Consider the following 24,102-nt stretch of genomic DNA (forward strand, 5'->3'; position numbering starts at 1 on the left):
AGGACCACCAAAAGCAACTGCATTGGCTGCGCCGGCCCCCTGGACCCCGCGAGCCGGGGGGCTCATTCGCGCGAAGAACGGTCTGTCGCACATAGCGCGCCGTTCGTGCGAACGAACACCCCGGACCGAACAGCGCGGAGTGCTCAGGCTTGCTAACGCGGATGCTTACGGCGGGTCTGGACGGGCCTGGACGAGGGGGGAACCCGGGGGCGTCCGCGAGGGCCGCCCTGCAGGTCAGCGGACAAATTTGGACGTCTTCGGATCTTGTCCGTGAGACTCGTAATGAATAGGTCATCGGTTCGATTCCGATAGGCGGCTCCACCTCAGAGGCCCCTCGCGATCGCTCGCGAGGGGCCTTCTGCATGACTGACTGACACAGTGCCTGACTAGCCGCCCTCGTCGACGAGCGGGAACACGTCGTCCATCGCCTCGGCGCCGGCCAGCAGAGCGGGCCGGATCTGGTGCCAGTAGACCGTCTCGGTGACCTCCGTGCTCTTGTGGCGGACCGGCCGTGAGATGTCCTCAATCGGGACGTCGGCGTCCGACAGCACCGACACGAAGCTGCCGCAGCGTCGGCTCGTCCGCGTTGAGGTCTGTCTTCGCTCGGATGGACGAAACGACTGCAGCACGTTGTTGGCGTTCCGCTCAGTTCCGACCGCGGACGCGAAACCAGAGGGTGCTCCCGTCACGGCTGTCCCAGTTGCCTGGCGGTGCCCGCCTGCAGGTCCCCCGCCGAGCGCGACGCTAAGGTGTTTCGGGAGGTACTCCATGACGTCTGCCGAGCCCCGCTCATCCCGACCGACCTTGCAGGGCTATGGCCGAGCGGACCGACTGCCGGTGGCCTTGGATGCCCTGTTCGTCTATGGGACCCTCCGGTTCTCTGACGTCCTGCGTACCCTCATCGACCGCGTTCCCGACCGTGAGCCTGCAGCCGCCGAGGGGTGGCGCGTCGCCGCCCTCCCTGGACGGGTCTATCCCGGGCTGGTCATCGGTACCGCCACGGCCCATGGCTACCTGATGACCGGTCTTACCCGCGATGAGTGGCGCGTCCTGGACGCATTCGAGGGCCCGGTCTATGAACTCGTTCGCGTTGATCTGCGTGACGGACGCCACAGCTGGGCCTACGCCTGCATTCCCGGAACCGACGTCGACCCCGACGACTGGTCGGCCGAAGACTTCGACGCCCGGCATCTCGCCGCCTTCGTAGAACACTGCGCAGCCTGGCGCCGGCACTACGAAGCCAGTTGAACCTTTCAGGTCAGCCCGGGTAGCCGCCGTTGTCCAGGCCAGTAGATGGGTGAGATTAGGGCCCCAGGGCGTGATTGATGGATTCCCTAGAATCGTGAGGCTGCCTTGCGGGACGGTGAACTCTACTCGTAGTCGTACTCGTCGTCGTTCATGAGGAGATCGTTGAAGCCGTACCTGCGCTCTTCCCCGTCCAGTTCGATCCGGCCTTCCTTCAGTACCGGCGCCAGCAGTTCAGGCAATCCGAGACCCGCCCAGTCGACGGTCACGGTGTACTCGGTATCTCTCAACAAGCGCTCGTCCGTGAGCACCCACATCCGCTCGTTACGGTTCCTCGGCTCCGCGCTGTTGAGATCCTCGGTGACCCACTGCATGTCAGAATCAGGCAGAGGTTCACCACCAAGGATCCAGCCTTCGTCGTCCCAACGGATCTCGGTTAGTCCGGGGATTTCCAGCCGAATGTGCGGATACAGGTCTCGGACCAGTGTGAGTTCGCCCTTCTGATATACGCGGATGTCCAGGTCGGCTGCGGGGCTGAGATTCCATCCCGTTCGTAGGACGTCATAGACCGCCTCGTGGATCTCCTCCAGGGAACCGGCCACTGTTAGATTTCCCCAGCCTCCACCGCCTTGAAAGAATGAGTCCTCGAACACGTAGAAGCTGTGCATTTTGCCATCCTCTCGCAGAGCTTTGCCGTAGGCATCCAGCCTATAGAGCCGAGTCGCCTGGGGTTGGTCTTTCGTCCTCAAATCAGATGGTCGAGTCTTTTTGAACCAGAGGGCTACGTTGCCCAATGCAGTTTCTTAAGGCGTGAAGCAGGGCCGTGGCCTGTCCAAGATTCCCCTCGCGGTGAGCTCGGCGGAGAATGTCGAGGCGGTGGCGGTGGCGGCGGCGACGAGCAGGACCAGGGCGGCGACCAGTCCCAGAGTCCCCAGAGTCGGGAGCGCCACGTCGGCGAACGACCGCGGTGTGATCGTGGCCAACGCTGACCTGGACGTCGGACCACGACAGGCGCCCGGCCAGGAACCCCGGCCAGTTGATCGGCCGATGTTGCGGCCACCTCTCGAACCTGAGTCCCCTATAAGCCGGGCGGCGCGGGGAGAGCCGAAAGCGGGTGGGCTTCTTCTTGTGTTGATCAGCCGGACGCGGGCGCGGGCCGGTGGGTTCGGGTGCGCGGAGTCGTGTTGATCACGTCCACGGGCGCCAACCTCGTCGGTGCGGGTGTGCATCTTACCTGGTACGGCGCGACCGAGAGGGTTGCGCATTGGGGATGGGGACGAGGGCTCATGCGGAAGTTTGTGATCGCCGGAGCGGGGGCTGTGCTGGCGCTCGGTTTGACGGCCTGCGGCAGTGTCGCCGACAGCGATTCCGTGCCGCCCCCGCCCCCGCCGACTGCTCCCTCGGCGCCGGAGGCCCCCTCTGGGCCGGGTGGGGTGCCGACTCAGCAGACCCCGTAAGTGCGGCCGAAATATCTGGTCGCCGGCAAGTTCACCGTCGGCGGCGTCGTGTTCTTCACCGCCGACGGGAAGTGCCCGGACGGTGCCCCGCGCCCGGTAGGTGCTCCATGTCCGGGTTCGGTGAAGGGGGGCGGGCCACGTCGCACAACGCCGGCGTGCATCTCTCCGGCCAGGTCGCGACCTTCATCCAGGAGACCCGGCGACCTCGTCGATGTTGGGCCGGCTCCTGAGCCGATCGGGTCTAGCCACCGGCTTCGGTCACCAACGCTTTCATGCAGGTGGACGGCGACCACGCCACCGTCCCGAACCGGGAAGGCTCGCCTCCGAAGCCACCGCTCAGATCGGTGGACGCTCGCGTTTCGAGGCGACCTGAACGGCCGAAGGCCGGCGACCGTCCCTGGTCGAGCTTCCGCCGTTGGCGGTTCCCCGGACGGTGTCACCGCCGAATGCCTCGGCGGATATGCCCCGAAGCCCCCTCGCGACTTCGCGAGGGGGCGTCTTTCAGGGGCGCCGCTGAAGGCCGTCGCGGCGAACCGGCAACCCGTCCGAGCGGCTCTAGTGGTGTCAGTGGTCGGCTCGGGTTCGGTCGGCGGGGCGGGTGAGGTCACCGAGGTTGTTCAGAGGCGGGTGCGGGGCGGGGGTCGCGCGACGGTTGACGGCCCAGACCGCGAGGGCGCAGGCGGCGAAGGCCGCGCCGAGGATGCTGGAGCCGGTCCATCCGGCATTGGCGAAGACGGTGGTCGTGGTGGTGGCGCCGAGGGCGGAGCCGAGCGAGTAGAAGATCATGTAGCCGCCGACGACGCTGCTGGTGCGGTCCGGGTGGACCGTCGTGAGCAGGTGCTGGTTGCTGACGTGCACGGCTTGGACGGCGAAGTCGAGCACGACCACGCCGATGACGACGAGCCACAGCGACCAGGACGTTTGCGCGATGGCGAGCCACGAGAGGGCGAGCAGCACGAGTGCTCCGCCGGTGACGGGGCTCGCGAACCCGGCGTCGGCCCAGCGTCCGGCCCGCGCGGCGCCGAGTGCCCCGGCCAGGCCGGCGACGCCGAACAGGCCGATCTGTGCCGTGCTCAGGTGCCACGGGGCGGCCGCGAGCGGGAGGGCCAGGCCGCTCCACAGCGTGCCGAAGGAGGCGAACAGGAAGAACGCGATCAGCCCGCGCGAGACGAACGAGCGCTCGCGGAACAGTCCGCCCAGCGAGGTCAGGACCTGCCGATACGTGGTGTGGTCGGTGCGCGGGTCGGGCGGCAGCGCCCGCAGGACGAGGCCCGCCAGCGTCACCAGGATCGCGGCGAGTGCGAAGTACACGCTGCGCCAGCCCCACACCGCGGCCAGTGCCCCGGCCGCGACGCGTGCGCCGAGGATGCCGACGACGACGCCGGAGGTCACCACGCCGAGCGTGCGGCCGCGTTCCCCGGGCGTCGACAGGGCCGCGGCGTAGGCGACGGTCGTCTGCACGACGACCGCGAACAGGCCCACGACGGCGAGTCCGACCAGCAACAGCCAGGTCCGGGACGCCGTCGCGGCCAGCAACGCGCCCACCGCGGTCAGCAGGAGGTGCCCCGCCATGAGCTTGCGCCGGTCCACCATGTCGCCCAAAGGGACGAGGAGGGCGAGCCCCGCCAGATAGCCGAGCTGCCCGGCCGTGACGGTCCATCCCAGGTGGGCGTCCGGCACGCCCAGGTCGTCGCGGATCTGGGCGAGCACGGGCTGCGCGGCGTAGATGCCCGCGACCGCCACCGCGCAGACGGCGGCGAACAAGGCCCTTCGGCCAGCGGTCAACCCCATCCGATCCTCCTTCGATCAGTAGCAAATTGCAACTAACCTGAGGCTACGGCAGAATGGTTTCAATCAGCAACTCTTCGGGAGGTGTGATGTCCCAGCCCGCGATCCGTGCCGAGGATGTGGCCTGGACGGATCCGACCTGCCCAGTGGCGCGGACCCTCGACCTGATCGGCGACCGCTGGAGCCTGCTCATCGTTCGCGACGCCATGGACGGCGCGCGCGCGTTCACCGACTTCCAGCAGCGCACCGGCATCGCCCGCAACATCCTCACCGACAGGCTCCGGCGGCTGGTCGAGCGTGGCGTCCTCGATAGGAAGGTCGCACCATCGGGCAAGCGGCAGCTCTACGCGCTCACCCCGGTCGGGCGCGATCTGTTCACCGTCATCGTCGCCCTGCGGCAGTGGGGTGAACGGCACGCCTTCGCCCCGGACGAGACCCATTCCGTCCTCGTCGACGAGCGCGGTCTCCCGATTCCGGAGCTCCGGCCCACCCTCTCGGGCGGCGACCCCGCCGATGTCGACACGACCACCGTGCTGAAGACGCGGTGAGGGGAAGCGTGCTCCGAGGGCGTCCTGGGCCCGTCCCGCCGTATTTGTGCTGGTCGTGACGGAGGTTGCATCCTGTACCGAGGTACAGGCTTACCGTCGAGACGCGGCCGCCGCCAGGTGGGCGACGCCGAGACGAAGGGGGCTGGATGATGGCCGAGCCCGACGTGCCGATCTTGTGCACGCTGTCGCCGAACGCGATCGTGGACCGGCTGACGGAGTTCGAGGCACTGTTCGCCGAGAGCCTGACCACGGTGGAGCGCGAGCCGCTCCGGCTGCGGCTGACCTTCGATGCCGATGCCGAAACGGAGAATCGGCTTCGTGACGTCTTCGAGGCGGAGCGGCAGTGCTGCGCGTTCCTGCGCTTCGCGTTCGACCGCACCGAGGCGGGGCTGCGGGTCGAGGTGATCGCTCCGGAGGACGCCGCGCCGACCTTGGACGGCATGCAGGCCCTGGCCGAGCGCAACGCGCCGCCGGAGGTCGTGGCCACGGGATGGACGAGATGAGCGCTCAGTACGAGGGGCTGCGGTCCAGCCAGGTCGCGGAGGCGGCGGGCGTGAACCCGCAGACCCTGCGGTACTACGAACGGCGCGGCCTGCTGGCCGAGCCCGAGCGGACCTTGGGCGGACATCGGCTCTATCCCCGAGAGGCGGTGACCGTCCTGCGGGTGATCAAGACGGCGCAACGGCTGGGCTTCACCTTGGACGAGGTAGCCGAGCTGCTGGAGGCCGCGCGGCATCGGCATGGGCGGCCTGACACGGGCCTGATGGACCGGGCACGGCTGAAGCTGGTCGAGGTCGAGCGGCGCATCGCTGACCTGGAGGTCATCCGGTCCGCTCTGCACGAAGCGATCGACGCCGGCTGTGACGACCTGATGACGTGCGCCCGACAGCCGTGCTGTCCGCTGCCGTTCGCCGGCCTCGCCGATGCCGAAGAGGAGCGCGCGTGAAGACCGCATCGGGGACGGGCTTGGGCGCACTGGCCGCCGCGGCATGCCGTCCTTTCTCGGCACCGGGGTGCTCGGCGGGGGCGCGGTGGTGTCCTTCGCCGGCGGCCTGCCGCTCGTCGCCGGGGGCCTGACCGTTCTGGGCCGTGGTCACGTTCGTCCTCGCGGCCCGCCGCAGGACAAGTGCGGCCAAGGCGGTTGCTAGTGGCTGCGGGTGCGGCACTGGGGGCATCTGAGCGCGTCAGGTGTCGAAACGGCGACGCGCGTCCTCGATGCTGCCGAGGTACTGGTGGGTCCAGCCGCAGATGGCGTCGACCGTGCCGCGCAGTGCCCGTCCCGGTTCGGTGAGGGTGTAGTCGACACGCGGCGGGACGGTCGGGTAGACCTTCCGGTCGACCAGGCCGTTGCGCTCCAGCATCCGCAGGTTCTGGGTGAGCATCTTGTGGCTGATGCCCTCGACCTCGTTCCGCAGTTCGCTGAAGCGCAGGGTGCGTTCGCCGAGCGCCTCGGTGATCAGGAGCGCCCACTTGTTGGCGACGTCGGAGAAGATCTCCCGTGCCAGGGAGTCCGCTCGCCTCAGGTCGGCGTCCTCGGGCAGGTCTTCGCGCAGCTGCTTGGTCACCATGGGGTTCCTCAGTCACCGGAAAGTGCGTTCTTCCACGTCGGCTCTCACTCTCCTACGGTTCTTGAGTAACCACAAGAGAGCAAGGGAAAGGGTGGGCACTGTGGCCGCCATCGATGTCTTCAACCACGAGATCTCCGCCGAAAGTGACTTCGGTTACTCACAGGCGATCAAGTCGGGCGACCTGATTCACGTCTCCGGACAGGTCTCGCTGGACGAGGCGGGCGAGTTCGTCCACGCGGACGACTTCGCCGCTCAGCTCAAGCAGACCCATATCAACCTGGACAAGGTCCTGGCCCATTTCGGTGCGACCCGGAATCAGGTCATCTCGCAGACCCTGTACGTGGTCGACCTGCGGCAGAACGCAGCGGCGACGATGGAGGGCAACCTGGCCTACTTCGGCGGCCACCGCCCGGTCAGCACCGTCCTCGGTGTCACTGACCTGGCCTTTTCCGGCCAGGTCATCGAGATCGGCTTCGTCGTCGACACGAAGCTCCCCGCCTGAGGACCCGTCACTCTCTACTCAAGGTCCTGGTCCATCGCGGCGGCGATTTCGGCGTTGGTCGCGCCCCGCCACTCGCCGGTGTCCTGGTCCTGGAATAGCCATGGTTGCAGAAGGGTGCCTTCCAGCCAGCTACGCATCCACGTAGCGAGGCTCATGTGCTGGGGGAACAGGGCCACGTGGAAATCGTCCGCCGGGGCGGGGTTGGGGTCGATCGCCCACATCCCGGCGGCCGGATCGGCGACGTCCACATAAGAGGTGATGCCGCATCCCCAGTCGCAGATCGGCAGCAATGACCCGGCCCTTGCCTCCCATGGCCCGGTCCAATGCTGCTGTTGCCCTCGGTACCTGCTCAGGATGCCTTCCAGGGGAATGAGGCCATAGGCGGGACCGAAGCCGCCGTCGCCGAGTCGCAGATAGGAACGGCGCAGCAAGGACGGCAGAGGCCGCCCCAGGGAGGCTTCGCACTCGTTCACCTCGTCCTCCGAAGCGGGCGTCAGCGGGGGCAGCGGTTCGAACTGTCCGGCGGCGTGAGCGGCGAGGTACTCGGGCGAGCCTCGCCAGTACAACCGCTGAAGCCGCCCGTCACGGGTGTGCCTGAAGGTTCCACCGCCTTCGGTGTCGACGCCGGGAAACCCGACTCGCTCGTCGAGGTAGTCGCCCGACTCCACCCGCGCGCGCACGTCCTCGAACACCAGATCCTCTTCGCTGATCACGCGGCAAGGATGCCCGGTGCGGCGGACATTCTTTCGGCCCGCGGCTCGCACGTCAGGCCGCTACCGGGCCTTCCGCGACGCGGGGCGGTGCCCGGTGATCCGGGTGACATCGGACGTGCGGAGCCGTGATCTTCCCCGCGTCGAAGGCGCTCGGCCCGTCCAGATGGCCGCGACGGTGGCCAGATCCTGTCAGGCCGCCTGGGACGGGTTCGGTGGACGGCTCGGGGCCGTCGCCGGTGAACGTCACCGGGTGAGACCCGGGTGCGAGCGCTTCTGTTCGTCCTGGCCACGGGTGACGGTTCGGCGGCGCCGGCGGGGCGGGACGGATCCGGTCCGATCCGGCCGGTGATCGGCGGGGCTCCGGCACTTTCGAAATGTGGGGGCGAAGAGGCCGGGCATGCGCTCCATCCGATTCAAATCCAGTCGCTCTCGGTAGCGTCGGCGCAACCGGTTCGGCTGCGAGCACGGTGCGGGCGACATGCCCGCCGGGTCGTTTCCATGAGCCGTCGAGATCGCTCGGTCCGCGCCATTCCCGCATGTACGCCCGCCCGTTCGCCGCGCTCCAGCTTGCCGGGACACGTGCTGGAACGATCCTTTTTCAAATGGCCGGCAACACCCTTCGACAATCATCGATCAAGTTGAACAACGCGCTCCCGGTCGCCAATTAACTCCGAATCGAAATAAGTTGAAAACCTCGCGATTGACAGCCCTTGCCATGAAAGTTACTCTCCGTTGAGATCCTGGATCTCTGTCCCCTGACGGTAACCGTTTAATCCGGAATTCCCGGCGCACGGGTTGTCGGTCACCGATGAAAAACGCGCCCACTCTCCACTGAACGGGGAATCGCATGCGTAAAAGGATCGCCCTTTCCGCCGCCGCTGCCTGCGCGCTTGCCATGACCACGGCGTCCGTCACCACGGCCGCCGCCTCCGCACCACTGTTCACGCCGGGTCCCAACGGCGTGACCATCGAGATCGCGACCGTCAACGGCTCCGGGTGCCCGCTCGGCACCGCCGCGGTCGCACTGTCCCCCGACAAGGAGGCGTTCACTGTCACCTACAGCAACTACACGGCTCAGGTGGGCGGCCCATCAAAGCCCACCGACTTCCGTAAGAACTGCCAGATCAACATGAAGGTCCACGTCCCGCAGGGCTTCACCTACGCGATCTCGTCGACGGACTACCGCGGCTTCGCCTCCCTGCAGCCCGGTTCGGAAGCCTGGCAACTGGCCAGTTACTACTTCCAGGGCAGCCAGGGCACCGAAACGATCAGCCATCATCTGCCGGGTCCCGCCAAGAAGAGCTGGCAGTTCGACGACGAGGTGCCGGTCGCCCAGCTCGTGTACAAGCCGTGTGGTGAGGAGCGCAACTTCAACATCAACACGGAGTTGCGCGTTGACGAGGGTACTTCGGACCCGGCGAAGGTCAGCTTCATCACGATGGACTCCACCGACGGCAGCATCAAGACGACCTACCACTTCGCTTGGAAGCGCTGTCCGTAGTTCGAGAAACCCACTCTGAAGGAGAAGAATCCATGCGCAAGGGAATGACTGCTTCGGCGGCATTGCTCTCCGCTCTCGCGCTGACCACGGGTACGGCCTCGGCGTCGTCGACGTCGGCCGTCGAGCCCCCGCCGATCGGGAAGATCACCCTCAACGTGCTCACGGTGAACGGCTCCGGCTGCCCCGCCGGCACCGCCGCCGTGGCCCCGTCGAAGGACAACACCGCCTTCACCGTCACCTACAGCAACTACACGGCGCAGGCCGGCGGGAACTCCAAGCCGACCGACTTCCGCAAGAACTGCCAGCTCAGCCTCGGCGTTCACATCCCGCAGGGCTTCACCTACGCGATCGCCAGCGCCGACTACCGCGGCTTCGCGAGCCTGGCCGAGGGTGCGTCCGGAGTGGAACGCGCGAACTACTACCACCAGGGCTCGCCCCAGTCGACGCCCGTCAGCCACACCATCAAGGGCAAGGTCTCCGACAACTGGCAGTTCACCGACTCGACCCCGGTCGCCGAACTGGTGTGGAAGCCGTGCGGTGAGGACCGCAACTTCAACATCAACACCGAGCTGCGCGTGGACAAGGGCAGCTCCAAGCCCGACCAGACCAGCTTCCTCTCCTTCGACTCCACCGACGGGGACGTGCGGACCATCTACCAGTTCGCCTGGAAGAAGTGCCCCGGACACTGATCCGGCTTGACCGGGCCGTGCCCTTCCAGGAGGGGCACGGCCCGGCCCCATCCGGCACGGCCGCGCCCTCGTCCCGTTCACCAAGGTGGGGCCCGGCCGTTTCGACCTGCCGTGGGACGCGACCGGCTCAGGGCGTCGACGTGCGGCGGAGCGTCGTGGTCGCGATCTGGAGGAAGTCGAGCAGCGCCTTGTCGCGCCTGTCCTCCACCACGACCAGGCACGTCTCGACGGGCTCGGCGTCGGTGAGGGGGAGATAGACGAGATCGGGCCGGGAGTACGACCGCGCGACGCTCTGCGGCACCAGGGCGATGCCGTGCCCCGAGGCGATGAGCTCGAACTTCTCCTCCGCCGAGGACGTCCGCCGCGCCCGCGCGTCGAAGATCGGCTGACCGCCGAGATCCGCCGTCGTGAGCGACCGGCGGCCGGCGAGCGGGTGGGTCACGGGAAGACACGCCACCTTGGGCTCGTGGCCGATGGGGATGGTCCGCAGGCCCGAGTCGTTGAACGGCCGCCGCAGGTATCCGACGTGGGCCCGGCCGTCCCGCAGCGGCGCGTCCCGGTCCCACTGCTGCGACGGGACGAGCTCGATCTCGACGTCCGGGTGGCTCGCGGTGAACGAGCGGATCGCCTCCGACACGTGCAGCCCGGCGGAGAAGGTCACGGCGAGCCGCTCGACGCCCCGCCCGGCCTCGCGCACCCGCCGCACCGCCGCGTCGACGGTCGTGATGATCCGCCGAGCCTCCTCGTGGAGCCGCCGCCCGGCGTCCGTCAGCTCCACGCTGCGGCTCGTCCGGACGAAGAGCGCGCACCCCACCTCCCGCTCGAAGGCGCGGATCTGCCGGCTGAGGACCGGTTGGGTGATGTAGAGGTCCTCCGCGGCCCGGCCGAAGTGCCGCTGGTCGGCCACCGCGACGAAGTAGCGGAGCTTACGGAGGTCCAGATCCATGCCCGCAGGGTATCAATCGCGGGCGAAGGGTATTGGACGTCCCGCCAGTGCCGCCCGGACACTCGAGCAATGATCGTCATTACGACGCCCACGGGCGACATCGGCCACCGCCTCCTGACCATCCTGCTCGACAACGCTCCCTTCCACGGCGAGGAGATTCGCGTCATCGCGCGAGATCCCGCCAAGCTCCCCGACTCCGTCCGCGCGCGGACCGACGTCGTGCCCGGCTCGCACGGTGACGCCGAGGTCGTCGACCGGGCCTTCGCCGGCGCGGACGCCGTCTTCTGGGTCGTCCCGCCGGACACTCAGGCGCCGAGCCTGGAGGACGCGTTCTCCGGCTTCACCCGCGCCGCCGCCAAGGCGTTCGCCGTCCACGACGTCGCGCACGTGGTCGGAGTCTCGGCGCTCGGGCGCGGTACCCCCGTCGCCCGCCGCGCCGGGCACGTCACCGCGTCACTGGCCATGGACGACCTCATCGCGAGCACGGGCGTGGCCTACCGGGCCCTTGCGAGCCCCTCGTTCATGGACAACTTGCTAGGGCAGGTGGACTCGATCCGTGCCGGTGGCGTGTTCACCGACATCGTCGCCGCGGACAGGCGAGCGCCGTCGGTCGCGACACGTGACCTCGCCCAGGTCGCCGCCGGATTGCTGCTCGACCGGACGTGGACGGGGACGGGCGACATCCCGGTACTCGGCCCCGAGGACCTCTCACCGAACGACATGGCCCGCGTCATGTCCGAGGTGCTCGGCCGGCCGGTCCGCTACGAGCAGCGGTCGCCCGGCGACTTCGGTGCCGCGCTCGCGGGCCACGGCCTCGGCGACGCCTTCGTCCACGGCATGATCGAGATGAAGCGGGCCAAGGACGAGGGCCTCGACGACGGCGTTCGGCGCACCCCGGAGACCGCGAGCCCGACGACCTTCGCGCAGTGGTGCGAGGAGATCCTCAAGCCCGCCCTGCTCGCCTGACGACGGTTCGCCCGACCACGAACGCCGAACGGCGGCTCGCCCAGGCGAGCCGCCGTCGGCCTCTCCCGGGCCGCGGCCGTGTACGGTCCTCGTGGCCGCGCGGCGACCGAGGGTGGACTGGCGAGTATTGCGGTGGACGGCCGCGACTTTCGGCATGTCCGTGGGCATCGGCACGCCGGAGCCGTGGCCGGGCTGACCGGATCGGGTGATTCGTCCCTCGACGGTGGCGAGGAGGGACGGACCCGCCGGATTGGGGGCTATGGCCGATGTCGCGGCCGGGTTAGGGTCCCGGCAGGACTCGATCTTGGAGCTGGCGTGGACCTTCGAGAGAGCGACGGGGTACGGGACGAGACGGAGACCGTCCTGCGGGCCTGGCACGCGTACGAGCTCGGCCGCGGCGGCTCCCCGGTGATCGACTTCGACTGCAGTCCGCAGCGCGCGGAGCCCGTCCCGGCCGGTGGCAGGCTCGAGGTGTACCGCCGCCTCGCCGCGCTGCGCCGGCGGGCCGGGGGCCCGGTGGCCGAGCGGCTCGACGCCGACCTCGCCTACCTTGCGGCGCTGCTCGGCGAGCGGCCGCCGCTGGCGGAGTACGTGCGCCGCACACAGGGCTGCGGGACGGCCGGGTGGCCGCCGGACTACGTCCGGGCACGCGGTGACCAGGCCCGGGAGCTCCTCACCGGGATGGGGATCGCCTGGGGCGCCGGCACCGCCACCGCCCTCAACGAGGCCGAGGGGCGGCTGGCCGTCGAGGACGCCCCGGACGCCATCCGCAAGGCCGGCGACGACCTCGAGCACGCCGTCCGCGAGGCGACCGGCAGCACCGCCCCGTTCGAGCTCGAGATCGAGACCACCAGGGTGGACGCGTACTGGTCGTACTGGCTCGACGGAGCGGGCAACCGCGTGCGGCTGCGGTTGAACCTGCGCAACGCCGTCCTGACCGAGACCGGCGCCCGCCGGTTCGCGCTGCACGAGATCCTCGGGCACGGCCTGCAGAGCTCCAGCTGGACGGAGACCGCCAAGGGCGGTGTGCCATGGGTGCGCCTGATGTCCGTCCACGCCCTCTATCAGGTGCTTTTGGAAGGGCTGGCTCAGGCTCTTCCCCTGTTCGTCACCCCGGACGACCAGGCACTCGTCGCCCGCGTCCGGCTCGACCATTACGTCCAGCTCGTACGCGCCGACCTGCACGTGGGCCTCCACCGCGGCGAGCCGATCCTGGACCTGGCCGACCGCGCGCGCCGCGACGTCCCCTGGCTGGACGACGCTGCCATCGCCGACCTGCTGGGGGACCGGCGCGACCCCCAGCTCAGCTCGTACCTGTGGTCCTACCCGGCGGGCATCGACTGGTTCGTCCACCTCGCGGAGGCGGACCCCGCCCTCGGACGAACGGTGCTCCGCGCCGCCTACACCGCCCCCCTGACGCCTTCCGACCTGGCCTCACTCTGGCCGGAAGGCCCCCAAATCGGCGGCCCGGGCCTCGCCTTGGGCGCCGCGGCGTCCCAGGTAAGGCCGTGATCTCCGCACACCCGTGGTCTTGGTGATGCTGGTCGAGGGAGGCGGGTTGGGGCTGGGAGATCCGGTGCGCTGGTGGCGTAGTTCGGGGTGACCGGGGGCGGCGCGGGTGGGCGCGACCGGGGTGTCGGCGGCGTCCCGATGGGTGGGGACGGACTTGCACCGTGGCCGACGCGCCGGATTGGCGCGGTGAAGATCGGTCGGCTGTTCCTCGCGAGCAAGGCTTGGGGCTAGGCGGGTTGGTCGACACGGGGACAGGGGATGGGGCGGGACGTCGGCGGTCGTCGGTGTCCGCTGGGGCGGTCGGGGTTCTGCTGACTTGGTGAAGATGACCGGCCTGATGGCCCATTCGTTGCTTCGCGAGCCTGGCGGTCTGTGGCCACCATGAGTTGATACGAGCGGTGGGCGCTGGCGGCGGAGAGCCTGGGGGTGCGTGTGCTGTTCCCTATGCGGGCAGGCCGCTGCCGGCGGTCATGTTGTGACCGGTGATGCACCTTGCGGCGTCGGAGGCTGGGAAGCTGATGTCCTTAGTCTCGCCCAGCCGGCCGAGCAGGGCTGGGCGACGAGCGCATCGAGGGGGTGCGGCCGCCGGGACGCCCCTCTGTGCGGGGCAGGCCGGGCGCCATGCGTTGACGGTGATGCCGCCGGGAGACCTCGCTGGCGAAGGCGCGGTCGAGGCGTTCCCCCGGTGGCTTTATGGTCGGGTACAGGGGTTCGCCCGGCGGGGCGACGCGGGTGAGCATGGAGGAGGCGGGTAGGGCTTGTCCACCGTCGCGCGTCCTGTGCTCGCGCGCCGGCCGCCAGCCCGGCGCAAGGCGACGAGCATGGCCTGAGCGCTAGGCGACTGCTTCGGCCAGGGGGGCTAGATGCTGGGCCAGGGTCGCCAGGTGGGTCTTTCGGGCCTCGGCGTGACAGCGGCGTCCGGCGTCGGTGAGCTGGACGACGACGCCGCGGCGGTCCGATTCGCATAGGACGCGCTGGACGAGGCCGTTCTTCTCCAGGCGGGCGACCGTGCGGGAGAGCGCGCTCTGGCTGAGGTACATGTCCGCGGCGATCTCCTGCATGCGGCATGAGTCACAGTCGCGCTCGACGAGCCGGTCCAGCGTCTCGAACTCGCTCATGGTCAGGCCGTGGGCGTCCTGCAGCTTGCGATCGAGGTCGCAGGCGACGGTGTTGTAGCAGGTCGCCAGCAAGCGCCACCGGCCGATCAGAGCAGCGTTCGACTCCATGCCGCGCATCCTAGCATGCGGACGCATGAGATGCACTTGCATTAAATTCCGCAGAATTTAGTGCGTGGACATTTGATGCATATGCATGTACTGTCCTCCAACGTGGCTATCACCGACACCTCACCTGCCCCCGCCGTCCGTGCGCCGGCGGCCTCGCCGGCCGAGCAGACCTGGACCCCCCGGCTTTGGGGAGTCCTCGCGGTGCTGTGCGCCGTGTTGTTCCTCGACGGGCTCGACGTGTCCATGGTGGGCGTCGCGTTGCCCTCGATCGGTACCGAGCTCGGGCTGTCGACCACCTCGCTGCAGTGGATCGTGAACGGCTATGTGCTCGGCTACGGCGGACTGCTCCTGCTCGGCGGACGGACCGCCGACCTGCTCGGCCGCCGCCGCGTCTTCCTCGTCGCGCTGGCCGTTTTCGCCATCGCGTCGCTGGTCGGCGGCCTGGTCAACGACGGCACGCTGCTCATCGTCACCCGCTTCGTCAAGGGTTTGTCGGCCGCCTTCACCGCGCCGACCGCCCTGTCCATTTTGACCACGACCTTCCACGAGGGACCCGCGCGCAACCGGGCGCTGTCGGTCTTCTCGGTCTTCGGTGCCAGCGGCTACTCGTCCGGGTTGATCCTCGGTGGGCTGCTGACCAGCTTCGGCTGGCGCTGGACGTTCTTGACCCCCGTTCCGCTGGCCCTGCTCGCCCTCGCCGCGGGCATGGCGTTGATCCCGCGTGACAAGCCGTCCAGTGACGGTGGTCACGACATCCTCGGTGCCGTCACGCTGACCGGGGGAATGCTCCTCGCCGTCTACACGGTGGTGTCCGCGCCGGACCGCGGCTGGCTCGACCCCGTGACGCTGGGTTCGTTCGCTCTCGCGGTGGCCCTGCTGATCGCGTTCGTCGTCACCGAGAACAAGGTGCGGCACCCGCTGATCCGTCTCGGCATCCTGCGGGTCGGCACGATCGTCCGCGCCAACCTCAGCATCGTCGCGCTGTTCGGCTCGTTCATGAGCTTCCAGTTCATGATGACCCTCTACCTGCAGGACGTGCTGCACTGGTCGCCGCTGAAGATGGCCATGGCGCTGCTGCCGGTCGGGCTGATCGTGGCCGTCGGCTCGCCGTTCGTCGGCCGGCTGCTCGACCGGTACGGGACCCCGCGGCTGATCATCAGCTCGATGCTGTCGCTGAGCCTCGGCTACATCTGGTTCCTGGCGACGGCCGGCGACGCCCCGAACTACGCGGTCGCGGTCTTCCCGACGACGATCCTGCTCGGCGGCGGATTCGCCTTCGGCTTCAGCGCGATCATGGCGCAGGCCACCGACGGCATCGCCGACTCCGAGCAGGGACTGGCGTCGGGTCTCGTCCAGACCTCGGGGCAGGTCGGCTGCGCGCTGGTGCTCGCGGTCGTCACCGCGCTGGTGGCGAGCGACGGCCAGGGCAGCGGGGACTTCTCCCAGTTCCACCCCGGCGTCAACCTGGTCACGGGCGTGGCGGTCGTGGGGCTCCTGCTGAACCTGGTGGCCCTCGGCTTCCGCACCAAGCGTCACTGACCCTTCCCTTCCGACCCGGGCGCCCTCCCTTCGCGGGAGGGCGCCCTTCTTCTTGCCGCTTTGCCTTTTCTGCGGCTACCCGTTGCGCTTCCAGAAGGGGCGGCGCGACGGGAGCGGCTGGTGCCCGAGATCGGTGAGGACGCGGAGGGCCCGGGCCCACAGGTCGTTCACGCGCGCCGCGTCCGTGCCGGGGCGGAGGGTGCGGAGCTCGTCTCTGAGCGCGGAGACGGCGGTCAGATCGAGGCTCCGCGTCTCCAGGTCGCCGATGAGGGTGTCCAACGCCGGGAGGAGTTCGCCGGTCAGGTGGTTCAGGCGCTGCTCGGGGTCGTCCGGGACGCGCTGGAGCCCTTCGAGGATGGTGGCGAGCCGTCCGGCCGGTGCGCGGCGGGCCTGGCGGCCGGGGGTCGCCCGCGGTGGACGGGGCGGGCCGCCCTGGGGCATGGGCGGGCCGCCGTACGCCGGCGCGGCGGGTGCGGCGGGCGCGATGCCCGGTGGGGGAGGCGGACCGGCCGGAGCGGCGGGGGCGCCGGTGGACATGAAGTCGGGCGTGTCGAAGTCGTCGGCGGAGGCGAAGGCCGCCCGTGGCCCGGGCGCGGAGTGACCGGCGCCGCCGCCTGGCCGGCCTTTCGGCCTCGCGGCGCCGACGCCGCCGGGGCGGAAGGCCGCCAGAGGGGCCGCCGCGGCGGAGGCGACGGCGGGGGTGGCCCAGCCGTCGGGGACCTCCACCGGCTGGACGGCCTGATGCGGGGTGTCTCCGTCGGTGACGACGCGGCTGTCGACGGCGACGAAGGCGGTGAAGCGGCACAGGACACCGAAGCGCAGGGAGGTGTCGACGATGCGCCGCTCCAGGTCGTCCGCGCCGCCGATGGTGTAGCGGTCCTCCAGGTCGCGGAGGTGCGCGCGGGCCCAGATCGAGGCGGCGGCGCGGTCACCGACGATGGTCCCGGTCGCGCGCTGCTCCCAGAGCGCGCCGCCGGGCCCGGTGCCCTGGACCGACAGCGCGCCGGACGGCGCGCCCCGGAAGCGCCCGGCGATCACCAGGGGCACGCCGGGGAACAGGGCGCCGAGGCGGGCGGGGGCCACCGACGCGGCGTCGATCCGCAGGCCGTCGGCATGCAGGGCGAGGTGAGTCGCGATGGGCGCGCCGATCCGGTGGTGGATCTGCTCCATCGCCTCGTCGAGGCGGTCCTCGGACTCGACGAGCTCGCAGCGGCCCTGCCCGGCGGCGGCGAGGCGGGTGAGGAAGCCCGCGTTCACGGCCCGGTCGATGCCGACGGTGTGGACGCGCACGCCCTGGAGCCGCGGCGCCAGGTGCGCGAGGATCTGGTCCTCGTTGCCGATCTGGCCGTCGGTGATGAGGACGAGGACCCTGTCACGGGTGGAGTCGGCGAGGAGCGTGCACGCCTCGTCCAGCGGGGCGAGCATCTCCGTGCCGCCGCGGGCGCCGAGCGCGGCGAGGTGCTCGACGGCGCGGAAGCGGTTGCGGTCGGTGCCGGCGGCGAGGCCGGAGCCGAGGTCGCGGGGACGTTCGACGACGGTGTCGAACGACAGGACGGCGAAGCGGTCCTCCGCGCGGAACGTGTCGACGATGCGGGCGGCGGCGCGGCGGGCGGCGACCATCTTCCAGCCCTGCATGCTGCCGGACCGGTCCAGGACGAGGACGACGTCGCGGGGCGCGGGCCGGGATTCCCCGGAGGGCAGCACGGTGAGCGTGAACGTGCCCTCGTCGCCGGACTCGTCGGGGACGAGGGAGAGGGCGGCGCTCTCGTGCGGGTCGTAGTCCATGCGCAGGACGAAGTCGCGGTCGAGGCGTTCACCGGGACGCAGGCGCACCGTCGTTCGCCCGCCGTCGGAGTCCTCGGCGACCACGTGCAGGGCGGAGCGGATCCCGGTGAGCGGCAGCCCCGCCGGGTCGACGTCGGCGGTGATCGAGAGCTGGACCGGGTTCGGGAACCCCGGGAGCAGGACGGGCGGGCTGATCCGGGAGGCGTCGGGGACGGCGTCGGTGTCGTCGGCCACGCCGGAGCCGGCGCGCTCGCCGTCCAGCGGGGTGCCGGGGATGTAGCGGGGGGCGACGACCAGCGGGAACCGGAACGTCGCGGCGCCGGCGCCGGAGCCGCCGGTCTCGTAGGGCAGGGGCTGGTCGAGCGTGATCCTGATCGTCACGCGCTCGCCGGGCAGGATGTTGCCGACCCGCATGGTGAAGACGTCGGGGCGGTCCTCCTCGGCGATGGCGGCCCGCCGGCCGGCGGCGACGGCGTCGGCGTAGTCGCGCCGGGCCGCGCCGCGTTCCTTCAGGGTGCCCTCGACGGTACGGTCGGCGGCCTCCATCCGCAGCCCGGTGACGGCGGCCCGGTCGGGCAGTGGGAAGACGTAGGTCGCCTCCAGCGGGACGTCGAAGGGGTTCCGGAAGCCCTGGACGACCTCCAGGCCGGCGGCCAGCCCGGTGATGGCGGCGTGCACGTGGACGGAGTCGAGCGGCAGGTTGCCCCTGCCGGTGGTCAGGGCGCCGAGCCCGTGATCGCCGTCCGGAGGCGTCGGGGTATCGGGCAGTGGCAGGATGCGCACGGTCACTGGGGCCTCCGGGAAGTGTCGGCGGGCAGGTCGGGGGGCGTCTCGGTGGGCGTCGCGGTGGGCGGAGGCGCGTGGGCGGCGGGGGCGGCGAGGCCGCGCCGGCGCAGTTCCTCCAGCAGTGGCCGGGCGGCGGCCTGGATCGCGGCGAGGTCGTCGCCGCCGAGTGCGGGGACGTCGAGCAGCAGGGTGAGGCCGGGGGCCAGCCGGACGCCCTGGACGACCGCCGGAGGAGGTTCGCCGAACTCGACGGTGAACGCGGGCGCGTAGGTCACCTCGGGCCGGCTGCTCCAGAAACGGTCACGCGTGGACGCCTCGCCTCGGTGCGCGGCGGGCGGCGCGGACCGCGGATCCGCGTCGGGCGCGGGCTCTTCGGTGGCCGAGGACGAGTCGTGAGCAAGGGAAGGGGCCGCCGACACCGGGGGCTCCGTGCGCGGCGGGCCGGGCGGCTCCTCCGGCGGAGTCGCAGGCTGCTCTGCGGAGGCCGGGACCGGTACGGGGTGCGGGCCAGGGCGCGAACCGGTGTGTGGGCCGGGGCGCGACTCGGGGTGGGGGCCGGGGTGTGGGCCAGGGCGCGGGCCGGGACGCGGGCCGGGACGCGAATCGGTGTGTGGGCCAGGACGCGAACCGGTGTGTGGGCCGGTGTGTGGGCCGGTGTGTGGGCCGGGGTGTGAGCCAGGGTGTGAGCCAGGGCGCGACTCCGGGTGTGGCTCGGGGTGTGGGCCGACCGCCGTGTGCTCGGGTAGCCCGGCGATGCGCGCGAGGGCGGCGTCCGTGGCGGCGGCCAGTTCCAGCTGGATCTCCGCGATGGAGCGGCCCGCCGCCTGCCGCCGTTTCACCGCGACGAGCTGCAGCAGGTGGCGCGGGCCGTACAGCGAGATTCGGCCGCGGCGGCCCAGGGGCGGGTCGACGAGGCCGATCGTGGTGTACCAGCGGATCAGGCGCTCATTGGGCAGATCGCGCACCCGGCCGTTGACCTGCGTGGAGTCACCGGCGGTGAGCGCCACCACGGCGCGTTCCGCCAGCTCGCCGATCGTCCAGGTACCGTCCATGCCGCCATGATGACACTGTCACGATGACAGTGTCAAGTCCGATCGAATCCGATCAAGCCGCCCGCGCTGGAAAAGTGTCCGTACCTGCGAGTTCAGGGTTTCTCGATTGCCTGGCGAGGGACGAAGTGGAGTAATGGGCGGTGCGCTTCGTCCGCTATTCCGGTTATTTGCTTATTGTAGTTCCTTGGTGGCATTTGGTGATCTTCTGCTGGTGGGAGAGTTGGGGTGCGCGGCGACAAGATGGAGCTAAGCCTCTTGCGGCACTGTTCACAGTCCTCCGGGAAAAAGCCGCAACGCGAGTAGAAATTGCGTCCAGAATCGGTGTTCGGTGCTTTGATTTCCCACCGGCGGGTACCGTCGAGCCCCTACCTTTCTCGCATGGACGACCATCTCCTGGTCGAGGCGCTGCGCGACCGCGATCCCGGTGCTCCGGCCACGGTGTACGGCGCCTACGCCGACCGGCTCTACGCGTACTGCTGGTTCCGGCTGCGCGACCGTGACGCGGCGCAGGCGGCGCTGCGCGACGCCTTCGTCGTGGCCGAGGCGCACATCGGCAGGCTGCGCGACAAGCGCCGGTTCGGGCCGTGGCTCTACGCCCTCGCGCGGCTGGAGTGCGGGCGGCGGCAGTCGGCCCGCGTGCGTCCGCCGGACCCGCCGGTCGACGGCCATGCCCAGGAGGACGCCGACCAGCGCATCGTGGCCTGGCAGGCCGTGCTCGCGCTGCCGTCCCGTTCCAGGGAGATCCTGGAGTTGCGGGTCAGGCACCGGCTGGCGGTCCCGGATCTGGCCGCCGTCCTCGACCTCGGTCCCAAGGAGGCGCAGGCGGCGCTCGACCGGGCTCATGGCGAGCTGGAGGAGTCGCTGACCGCGGAGATCCTCGCGCATCAGGGCCCGTACGGCTGTGACGAGCGGGCCCGGTTGCTGCGCGAGCGGTCGGCGGGGCAAGGGACCGACCTCGGCGGGCGGCTGGCGGGGCACGCGGGGGAGTGCGACGTCTGCGGAGCGCTCCGTCCCCGCACGGTCTCGGCCGCCAAGGTGTACGGGCTGCTGCCGGACGTGGTTCCGCCGCCCGAGTTGAGGCTCCGGGTGATGAGCTGCTTCATGGATCCGGAACTCGTCGGCTACCGGCTCTTCGTCGCCACCAGGGTCACCGAGTTCGCTCCGACCGGGTTCCCGATCCAGTCCCGCCGGGAGCAGAGTCCGTCCCGGCCTTCTCGCCCGGGTCGCAGGCCATCGGTGTCGCGCACCGTCCGCGGAACGAGGGACGCTGCTGAGCGTGCAGGCTTTCAGATCCAGGCCGCCAGAGTGGCCGCGGTGCTCGCGCTGGTGTCGCTCCTGTTCGGCGTCGGTGTCGTGTCCGTGTACAAGCTGTTCGATCTGGGGCACCGGCGCGTCGAGACGGCCGGCATCTTCGCCGGCCCACGACCGACAGCGAGTCCGGGTGTGTCGCAGATGCCCCTCCCGGGTCGTCCCAACGGGGGACGGCCAGAAGGCAAGGGCGCCATGGGCGTGGCGCCCGTCTCCGCCACGTTCCCCCTAGGGGCACGGGAGTCGTCCACGCCGCCGATCGCCCTGTCGTCCTCTCCTTCCGGCTCGGTGTCCTCCACCGTCCCGGCCGCAGGGGCACAGGCCCCGGCGCCGTCGAAGGTGACCGGGACGCTGACCGTTTCCCCGGGCTTCCTGGATCTGGCCGGAGGCTCGGACGGGTCGGTGGAGCTGCGGGCGGACGGCGGACCCGTCACCTGGCGCGCGCGCAGTTGGGGAGCCGTGCGGCTGAGTCAGTCGTCCGGCCGCGTCGAGCAGGGGCGAACCGTCACCGTCGGTGTGCACATCGTGCGGTACGCCCACTCACGAGGTGAGGGCGGCATCGCGTTCCAGCCCGGTGCGGTCCAGGTCCGGGTCACGTGGCGTCCGAACGCTCCTGCGCCGGATCCCACACCCACGCAGGCTCCTACAGGTGGTGGCGACTCCGCTTCGTCCACACCGACGGACACGCAGCGGCCTGGTAAGCCTCCCGTGTCGAGCGCCGCGCGCCCGCGACCGCCGTACCTGCCGGTGCCCGCCCCGGGCGGGGGCGCGGACCCTGTTCAGCCCGTGCACGCTCCCGGGCTACCGTCGGCCTCCGGAGCGGGTCCCGGGGCCGCGCTCGGGAGGCCGGCCTCCGCAGGCTGAGCGCGGCGACCGGCCACGCCGGACGTTCCGATCGTTGCCCAAGTGAACTACGCTTCGTAGATGATCATTTGCCCTAAGTAAAACACGGCCTGGGCAGGACGTCGGCATGGCACTGAGCACAGCAGGGCTTCGCCGCCGTGGACCGCGGTCCTCCGCCTGGTCGCCGACGCTGCGTCTGATCGCCTTCTCCTCGGGCGTGGCCATCGGCATGACCTGGCTGGCCCCGGTCGCGTCCGCGCGTTCCGCCGCCAAGCCCGTCCCGAGTGCGCGGGACGTCGAGAAGAGCCGCCGCCAGGTGCGGGAACGGGCCGCGGAGGTCGGCCGGACGAAGGCGAGGCTCGCCCTCGCCGACGGTGAGCTGGACCGCCTCGCGGTGACCGCCGAAGCGGCGGTGGAACGCTACAACGGTGAGCTCGTCCAGTTGGCACGGGCCCGGGGAGCCTACGCCGGAGCCCAGGCGCGGGTCGCGGAGGCGGGCCGCCGCGTCGAGCAGGGCCGCGCCGAGCTGGCCTCGTTCGCCGCGCGCGCCTACCAGCACAACACCGGCTATGACGAGATTTCGTCGGCGCTCGTGGGCAAGGGCGGTCCGCAGGGGTTCATGGACCGGGCCGGCATGGTCAAGGTGCTCGCCCAGCAACGGGTCGGGCTCGTCGACCGGGTGAAGGCCGCGCAGAACGTCGCCGACGTGTTCCGCCGGGAGGCGGAGGCCGCGTTCAAGGAACAGGAGGCCGCGACGAGGCGTGCGGAGGACGCCAAGAGGGCGGCGCAGGACGCGGTGACACGGCAACGGGAGTCGGTCCAGCGGATACGGACAGAGAAGAAGAACCTGGAGAGGCGCCTCGGCCAGGCCAAGGCTCACGCAGTTGAGTTGCGGCGCGCGCGCCGGAAGGCGTTGGACGCGCGAGAGGCGTCGAAGGCGCGTGCTGCCCTTGCCGCGTCCAACCTTGCCGCGTCCAGTCCTGCTGCGTCCAGTCCTGCTGCGTCCAACCGGCCCAGTGCCGGGCCAGCGGCCTCCCCTGCACGAGGGGCGCTGGTGGCCCGCGCGGCGCTCAAGTGGCTCGGCACGCCCTACTCGTGGGGCGGAGGCAACGCCAGCGGCCCGAGTTTCGGCTTCGATCAGGGATCGGGAATCCTGGGCTTCGACTGCTCAGGTCTGGCGATGTACGCGTGGGCCAGGGCCGGCGTACGGCTGGACCACTGGACGGGAACACAGTGGACGTCAGGACCGCACGTGCCGCTGCGCGCGCTCCGGCCGGGCGACCTGGTCTTCTTCGCACGGGACACGTCCAACCCGGACACGATCCATCACGTGGGCATCGCCATCGGCAGGGAGCGGATGGTGGAGGCGCCCTACACGGGAGCGCACGTGCGCATCTCCAGCATCCGACGCAATGACCTCATCGGAGCCACGCGTCCGGCCGGGTGACCCGCGCGGAAGAGGCGACCCGCAGAAGGCGAGAACCCTTCCGCGCGGAGTTCCGTGCGGAAGGGTTCTCGCATGCCGCATCGCGTGGGACGGCAGGGAGCGGTTCGGTGCCGTACGCGACCCCCGGGCGCGGTCCGGGCGGCGCCGGGCGTCCGGGCCGGGTGGACGGTCAGTGACCGCCCTGGTCGACGGCCCGCTTGCGGGACCGCTCGATCTCGACCTCGGCCTCGACACGGCCGACCCAGCTGGCGCCCTCCACGGACTTGCCGGGCTCGAGGTCCTTGTAGACCTCGAAGAAGTGCTGGATCTCGAGCCGGTCGAACTCGGGGACGTGGTGGATGTCGCGCAGGTGCTCCATGCGCGGGTCCGTCGCGGGGACGCACAGGACCTTGTCGTCACCACCGGCCTCGTCCGTCATCCGGAACATCCCCACCGCGCGGCAGCGGATGAGGCAGCCGGGGAACGTCGGCTCCTGCAGCAGGACCAGCGCGTCCAGGGGGTCGCCGTCCTCGCCCAGCGTGTTCTCGATGAACCCGTAGTCGGCCGGGTACTGCGTCGAGGTGAAGAGCATGCGGTCGAGCCGGATGCGACCGGTCTCGTGGTCCACCTCGTACTTGTTCCGCTGGCCCTTCGGGATCTCAATGGTGACGTCGAAATCCAAGATGTCCTCCGCTCCCTGCG

22 protein-coding genes are annotated in these 24,102 nt (G+C 70.3%); 12 read left to right on the forward strand and 10 right to left on the reverse strand.

Going from position 1 to position 24,102, the window contains the following annotated elements:
- Positions 1–386: 386 nt before the first annotated feature.
- Positions 387–551 (reverse strand): hypothetical protein, encoded by a 165-nt coding sequence (locus E1291_RS41715; RefSeq protein WP_165494927.1) that lies wholly within the window; start codon positions 549–551, stop codon positions 387–389.
- 217 nt (positions 552–768) lie between these two features.
- Here E1291_RS41715 and E1291_RS02505 point away from each other — a divergent pair, with 217 nt between their 5' ends.
- Complete coding sequence (locus tag E1291_RS02505) at positions 769–1,248, forward strand: gamma-glutamylcyclotransferase family protein (protein WP_131735878.1); 480 nt, start codon at positions 769–771, stop codon at positions 1,246–1,248.
- A 122-nt stretch (positions 1,249–1,370) separates the two neighbouring features.
- Here the strand turns inward: E1291_RS02505 and E1291_RS02510 are convergent, their stop codons facing one another.
- A complete protein-coding gene (locus tag E1291_RS02510) occupies positions 1,371–1,913 on the reverse strand; it encodes a hypothetical protein (RefSeq protein WP_131735879.1) in 543 nt (180 codons plus the stop codon).
- Between the two features lie 1,353 nt (positions 1,914–3,266).
- Positions 3,267–4,493 carry an MFS transporter gene (locus E1291_RS02515; RefSeq protein ID WP_131735880.1) on the reverse strand — a complete coding sequence of 409 codons (1,227 nt, stop codon included), beginning with the start codon at positions 4,491–4,493 and terminating at the stop codon, positions 3,267–3,269.
- Between the two features lie 86 nt (positions 4,494–4,579).
- On the opposite strand from E1291_RS02515, the gene E1291_RS02520 reads away from it, so the two are divergent.
- From E1291_RS02520 to E1291_RS02530, 3 genes are all read left to right on the forward strand, one after another.
- Complete coding sequence (locus E1291_RS02520) at positions 4,580–5,038, forward strand: winged helix-turn-helix transcriptional regulator (RefSeq protein ID WP_131735881.1); 459 nt, start codon at positions 4,580–4,582, stop codon at positions 5,036–5,038.
- A gap of 146 nt (positions 5,039–5,184) precedes the next feature.
- A complete protein-coding gene (locus tag E1291_RS02525; protein WP_131735882.1) occupies positions 5,185–5,541 on the forward strand; it encodes a hypothetical protein in 357 nt (118 codons plus the stop codon).
- On the forward strand, positions 5,538–5,984 hold the full coding sequence (locus E1291_RS02530; RefSeq protein WP_131735883.1) for a MerR family transcriptional regulator: 447 nt from the start codon (positions 5,538–5,540) through the stop codon (positions 5,982–5,984). The genes E1291_RS02525 and E1291_RS02530 overlap by 4 nt, the downstream gene beginning before the upstream one ends.
- Before the next feature lie 238 nt (positions 5,985–6,222).
- Here E1291_RS02530 and E1291_RS02535 read toward each other — a convergent pair whose 3' ends face one another.
- Entirely contained in the window at positions 6,223–6,606 is a 384-nt protein-coding gene (locus E1291_RS02535; RefSeq protein WP_131735884.1) for a winged helix-turn-helix transcriptional regulator, read from the reverse strand.
- A gap of 100 nt (positions 6,607–6,706) precedes the next feature.
- Here E1291_RS02535 and E1291_RS02540 point away from each other — a divergent pair, with 100 nt between their 5' ends.
- Entirely contained in the window at positions 6,707–7,108 is a 402-nt protein-coding gene (locus E1291_RS02540) for a RidA family protein (protein ID WP_131735885.1), read from the forward strand.
- Positions 7,109–7,122: 14 nt separating this feature from the next.
- Here E1291_RS02540 and E1291_RS02545 read toward each other — a convergent pair whose 3' ends face one another.
- Positions 7,123–7,821: an SMI1/KNR4 family protein gene (locus tag E1291_RS02545; RefSeq protein WP_131735886.1), complete on the reverse strand. Its 699-nt coding sequence runs from the start codon at positions 7,819–7,821 to the stop codon at positions 7,123–7,125.
- A gap of 847 nt (positions 7,822–8,668) precedes the next feature.
- Between E1291_RS02545 and E1291_RS02550 the strand changes: the two genes are divergently transcribed.
- Both E1291_RS02550 and E1291_RS02555 read left to right on the forward strand, forming a co-directional pair.
- A complete protein-coding gene (locus tag E1291_RS02550) occupies positions 8,669–9,322 on the forward strand; it encodes a DUF4360 domain-containing protein (RefSeq protein WP_131735887.1) in 654 nt (217 codons plus the stop codon).
- Positions 9,323–9,354: 32 nt separating this feature from the next.
- Positions 9,355–10,011 (forward strand): DUF4360 domain-containing protein, encoded by a 657-nt coding sequence (locus tag E1291_RS02555; RefSeq protein WP_131735888.1) that lies wholly within the window; start codon positions 9,355–9,357, stop codon positions 10,009–10,011.
- A gap of 127 nt (positions 10,012–10,138) precedes the next feature.
- On the opposite strand, the gene E1291_RS02560 is transcribed toward E1291_RS02555, so the two are convergent.
- Positions 10,139–10,957 (reverse strand): LysR family transcriptional regulator, encoded by an 819-nt coding sequence (locus tag E1291_RS02560; protein ID WP_131735889.1) that lies wholly within the window; start codon positions 10,955–10,957, stop codon positions 10,139–10,141.
- Positions 10,958–11,026: 69 nt separating this feature from the next.
- Between E1291_RS02560 and E1291_RS02565 the strand changes: the two genes are divergently transcribed.
- Both E1291_RS02565 and E1291_RS02570 read left to right on the forward strand, forming a co-directional pair.
- Positions 11,027–11,923: an NAD(P)H-binding protein gene (locus E1291_RS02565; RefSeq protein WP_131735890.1), complete on the forward strand. Its 897-nt coding sequence runs from the start codon at positions 11,027–11,029 to the stop codon at positions 11,921–11,923.
- Positions 11,924–12,238: 315 nt separating this feature from the next.
- Positions 12,239–13,435 carry a hypothetical protein gene (locus tag E1291_RS02570; protein WP_131735891.1) on the forward strand — a complete coding sequence of 399 codons (1,197 nt, stop codon included), beginning with the start codon at positions 12,239–12,241 and terminating at the stop codon, positions 13,433–13,435.
- 833 nt (positions 13,436–14,268) lie between these two features.
- Here the strand turns inward: E1291_RS02570 and E1291_RS02575 are convergent.
- On the reverse strand, positions 14,269–14,661 hold the full coding sequence (locus tag E1291_RS02575; protein ID WP_131735892.1) for a MarR family winged helix-turn-helix transcriptional regulator: 393 nt from the start codon (positions 14,659–14,661) through the stop codon (positions 14,269–14,271).
- Between the two features lie 102 nt (positions 14,662–14,763).
- Here E1291_RS02575 and E1291_RS02580 point away from each other — a divergent pair, with 102 nt between their 5' ends.
- The gene (locus tag E1291_RS02580) at positions 14,764–16,200 is read left to right on the forward strand and encodes an MFS transporter (RefSeq protein WP_242613891.1); all 1,437 of its coding nucleotides are present in this window, start codon (positions 14,764–14,766) and stop codon (positions 16,198–16,200) included.
- Between the two features lie 75 nt (positions 16,201–16,275).
- On the opposite strand, the gene E1291_RS02585 is transcribed toward E1291_RS02580, so the two are convergent.
- The gene (locus E1291_RS02585) at positions 16,276–18,774 is read right to left on the reverse strand and encodes a VIT domain-containing protein (protein ID WP_131735893.1); all 2,499 of its coding nucleotides are present in this window, start codon (positions 18,772–18,774) and stop codon (positions 16,276–16,278) included.
- Entirely contained in the window at positions 18,771–19,823 is a 1,053-nt protein-coding gene (locus tag E1291_RS43675) for a MerR family transcriptional regulator (protein WP_242613892.1), read from the reverse strand. Before E1291_RS43675 ends, E1291_RS02585 begins: the two co-directional genes overlap by 4 nt.
- Positions 19,824–20,201: 378 nt before the next feature.
- On the opposite strand from E1291_RS43675, the gene E1291_RS02600 reads away from it, so the two are divergent.
- Positions 20,202–21,995 carry an RNA polymerase sigma factor gene (locus tag E1291_RS02600; protein WP_131735894.1) on the forward strand — a complete coding sequence of 598 codons (1,794 nt, stop codon included), beginning with the start codon at positions 20,202–20,204 and terminating at the stop codon, positions 21,993–21,995.
- Between the two features lie 106 nt (positions 21,996–22,101).
- Complete coding sequence (locus tag E1291_RS02605; RefSeq protein WP_242613893.1) at positions 22,102–23,421, forward strand: C40 family peptidase; 1,320 nt, start codon at positions 22,102–22,104, stop codon at positions 23,419–23,421.
- A gap of 169 nt (positions 23,422–23,590) precedes the next feature.
- Here the strand turns inward: E1291_RS02605 and E1291_RS02610 are convergent, their stop codons facing one another.
- Positions 23,591–24,082, reverse strand: coding sequence for an inorganic diphosphatase (locus tag E1291_RS02610; protein WP_131735895.1), 492 nt, complete (start codon positions 24,080–24,082; stop codon positions 23,591–23,593).
- Between the last annotated feature and the right edge of the window lie 20 nt (positions 24,083–24,102).

It is taken from the genome of Actinomadura roseirufa (genome assembly GCF_900659635.1).
GTDB lineage: Bacteria > Actinomycetota > Actinomycetes > Streptosporangiales > Streptosporangiaceae > Spirillospora > Spirillospora roseirufa.

What these genes read in the sequence shown, in the direction of transcription:
- E1291_RS02515 (WP_131735880.1), bottom strand. Translation starts at nt 4,493, where the DNA reads ATGGGGTTGACCGCTGGCCGAAGGGCCTTGTTCGCCGCCGTCTGCGCG.
- E1291_RS43675 (WP_242613892.1), bottom strand. Translation starts at nt 19,823, where the DNA reads ATGGACGGTACCTGGACGATCGGCGAGCTGGCGGAACGCGCCGTGGTG.
- E1291_RS02525 (WP_131735882.1), top strand. Translation starts at nt 5,185, where the DNA reads ATGATGGCCGAGCCCGACGTGCCGATCTTGTGCACGCTGTCGCCGAAC.
- E1291_RS02530 (WP_131735883.1), top strand. Translation starts at nt 5,538, where the DNA reads ATGAGCGCTCAGTACGAGGGGCTGCGGTCCAGCCAGGTCGCGGAGGCG.
- E1291_RS02600 (WP_131735894.1), top strand. Translation starts at nt 20,202, where the DNA reads ATGGACGACCATCTCCTGGTCGAGGCGCTGCGCGACCGCGATCCCGGT.
- E1291_RS02520 (WP_131735881.1), top strand. Translation starts at nt 4,580, where the DNA reads ATGTCCCAGCCCGCGATCCGTGCCGAGGATGTGGCCTGGACGGATCCG.
- E1291_RS02550 (WP_131735887.1), top strand. Translation starts at nt 8,669, where the DNA reads ATGCGTAAAAGGATCGCCCTTTCCGCCGCCGCTGCCTGCGCGCTTGCC.
- E1291_RS02560 (WP_131735889.1), bottom strand. Translation starts at nt 10,957, where the DNA reads ATGGATCTGGACCTCCGTAAGCTCCGCTACTTCGTCGCGGTGGCCGAC.
- E1291_RS02605 (WP_242613893.1), top strand. Translation starts at nt 22,102, where the DNA reads ATGGCACTGAGCACAGCAGGGCTTCGCCGCCGTGGACCGCGGTCCTCC.
- E1291_RS02510 (WP_131735879.1), bottom strand. Translation starts at nt 1,913, where the DNA reads ATGCACAGCTTCTACGTGTTCGAGGACTCATTCTTTCAAGGCGGTGGA.
- E1291_RS02575 (WP_131735892.1), bottom strand. Translation starts at nt 14,661, where the DNA reads ATGGAGTCGAACGCTGCTCTGATCGGCCGGTGGCGCTTGCTGGCGACC.
- E1291_RS02565 (WP_131735890.1), top strand. Translation starts at nt 11,027, where the DNA reads ATGATCGTCATTACGACGCCCACGGGCGACATCGGCCACCGCCTCCTG.
- E1291_RS02555 (WP_131735888.1), top strand. Translation starts at nt 9,355, where the DNA reads ATGCGCAAGGGAATGACTGCTTCGGCGGCATTGCTCTCCGCTCTCGCG.
- E1291_RS02535 (WP_131735884.1), bottom strand. Translation starts at nt 6,606, where the DNA reads ATGGTGACCAAGCAGCTGCGCGAAGACCTGCCCGAGGACGCCGACCTG.
- E1291_RS02505 (WP_131735878.1), top strand. Translation starts at nt 769, where the DNA reads ATGACGTCTGCCGAGCCCCGCTCATCCCGACCGACCTTGCAGGGCTAT.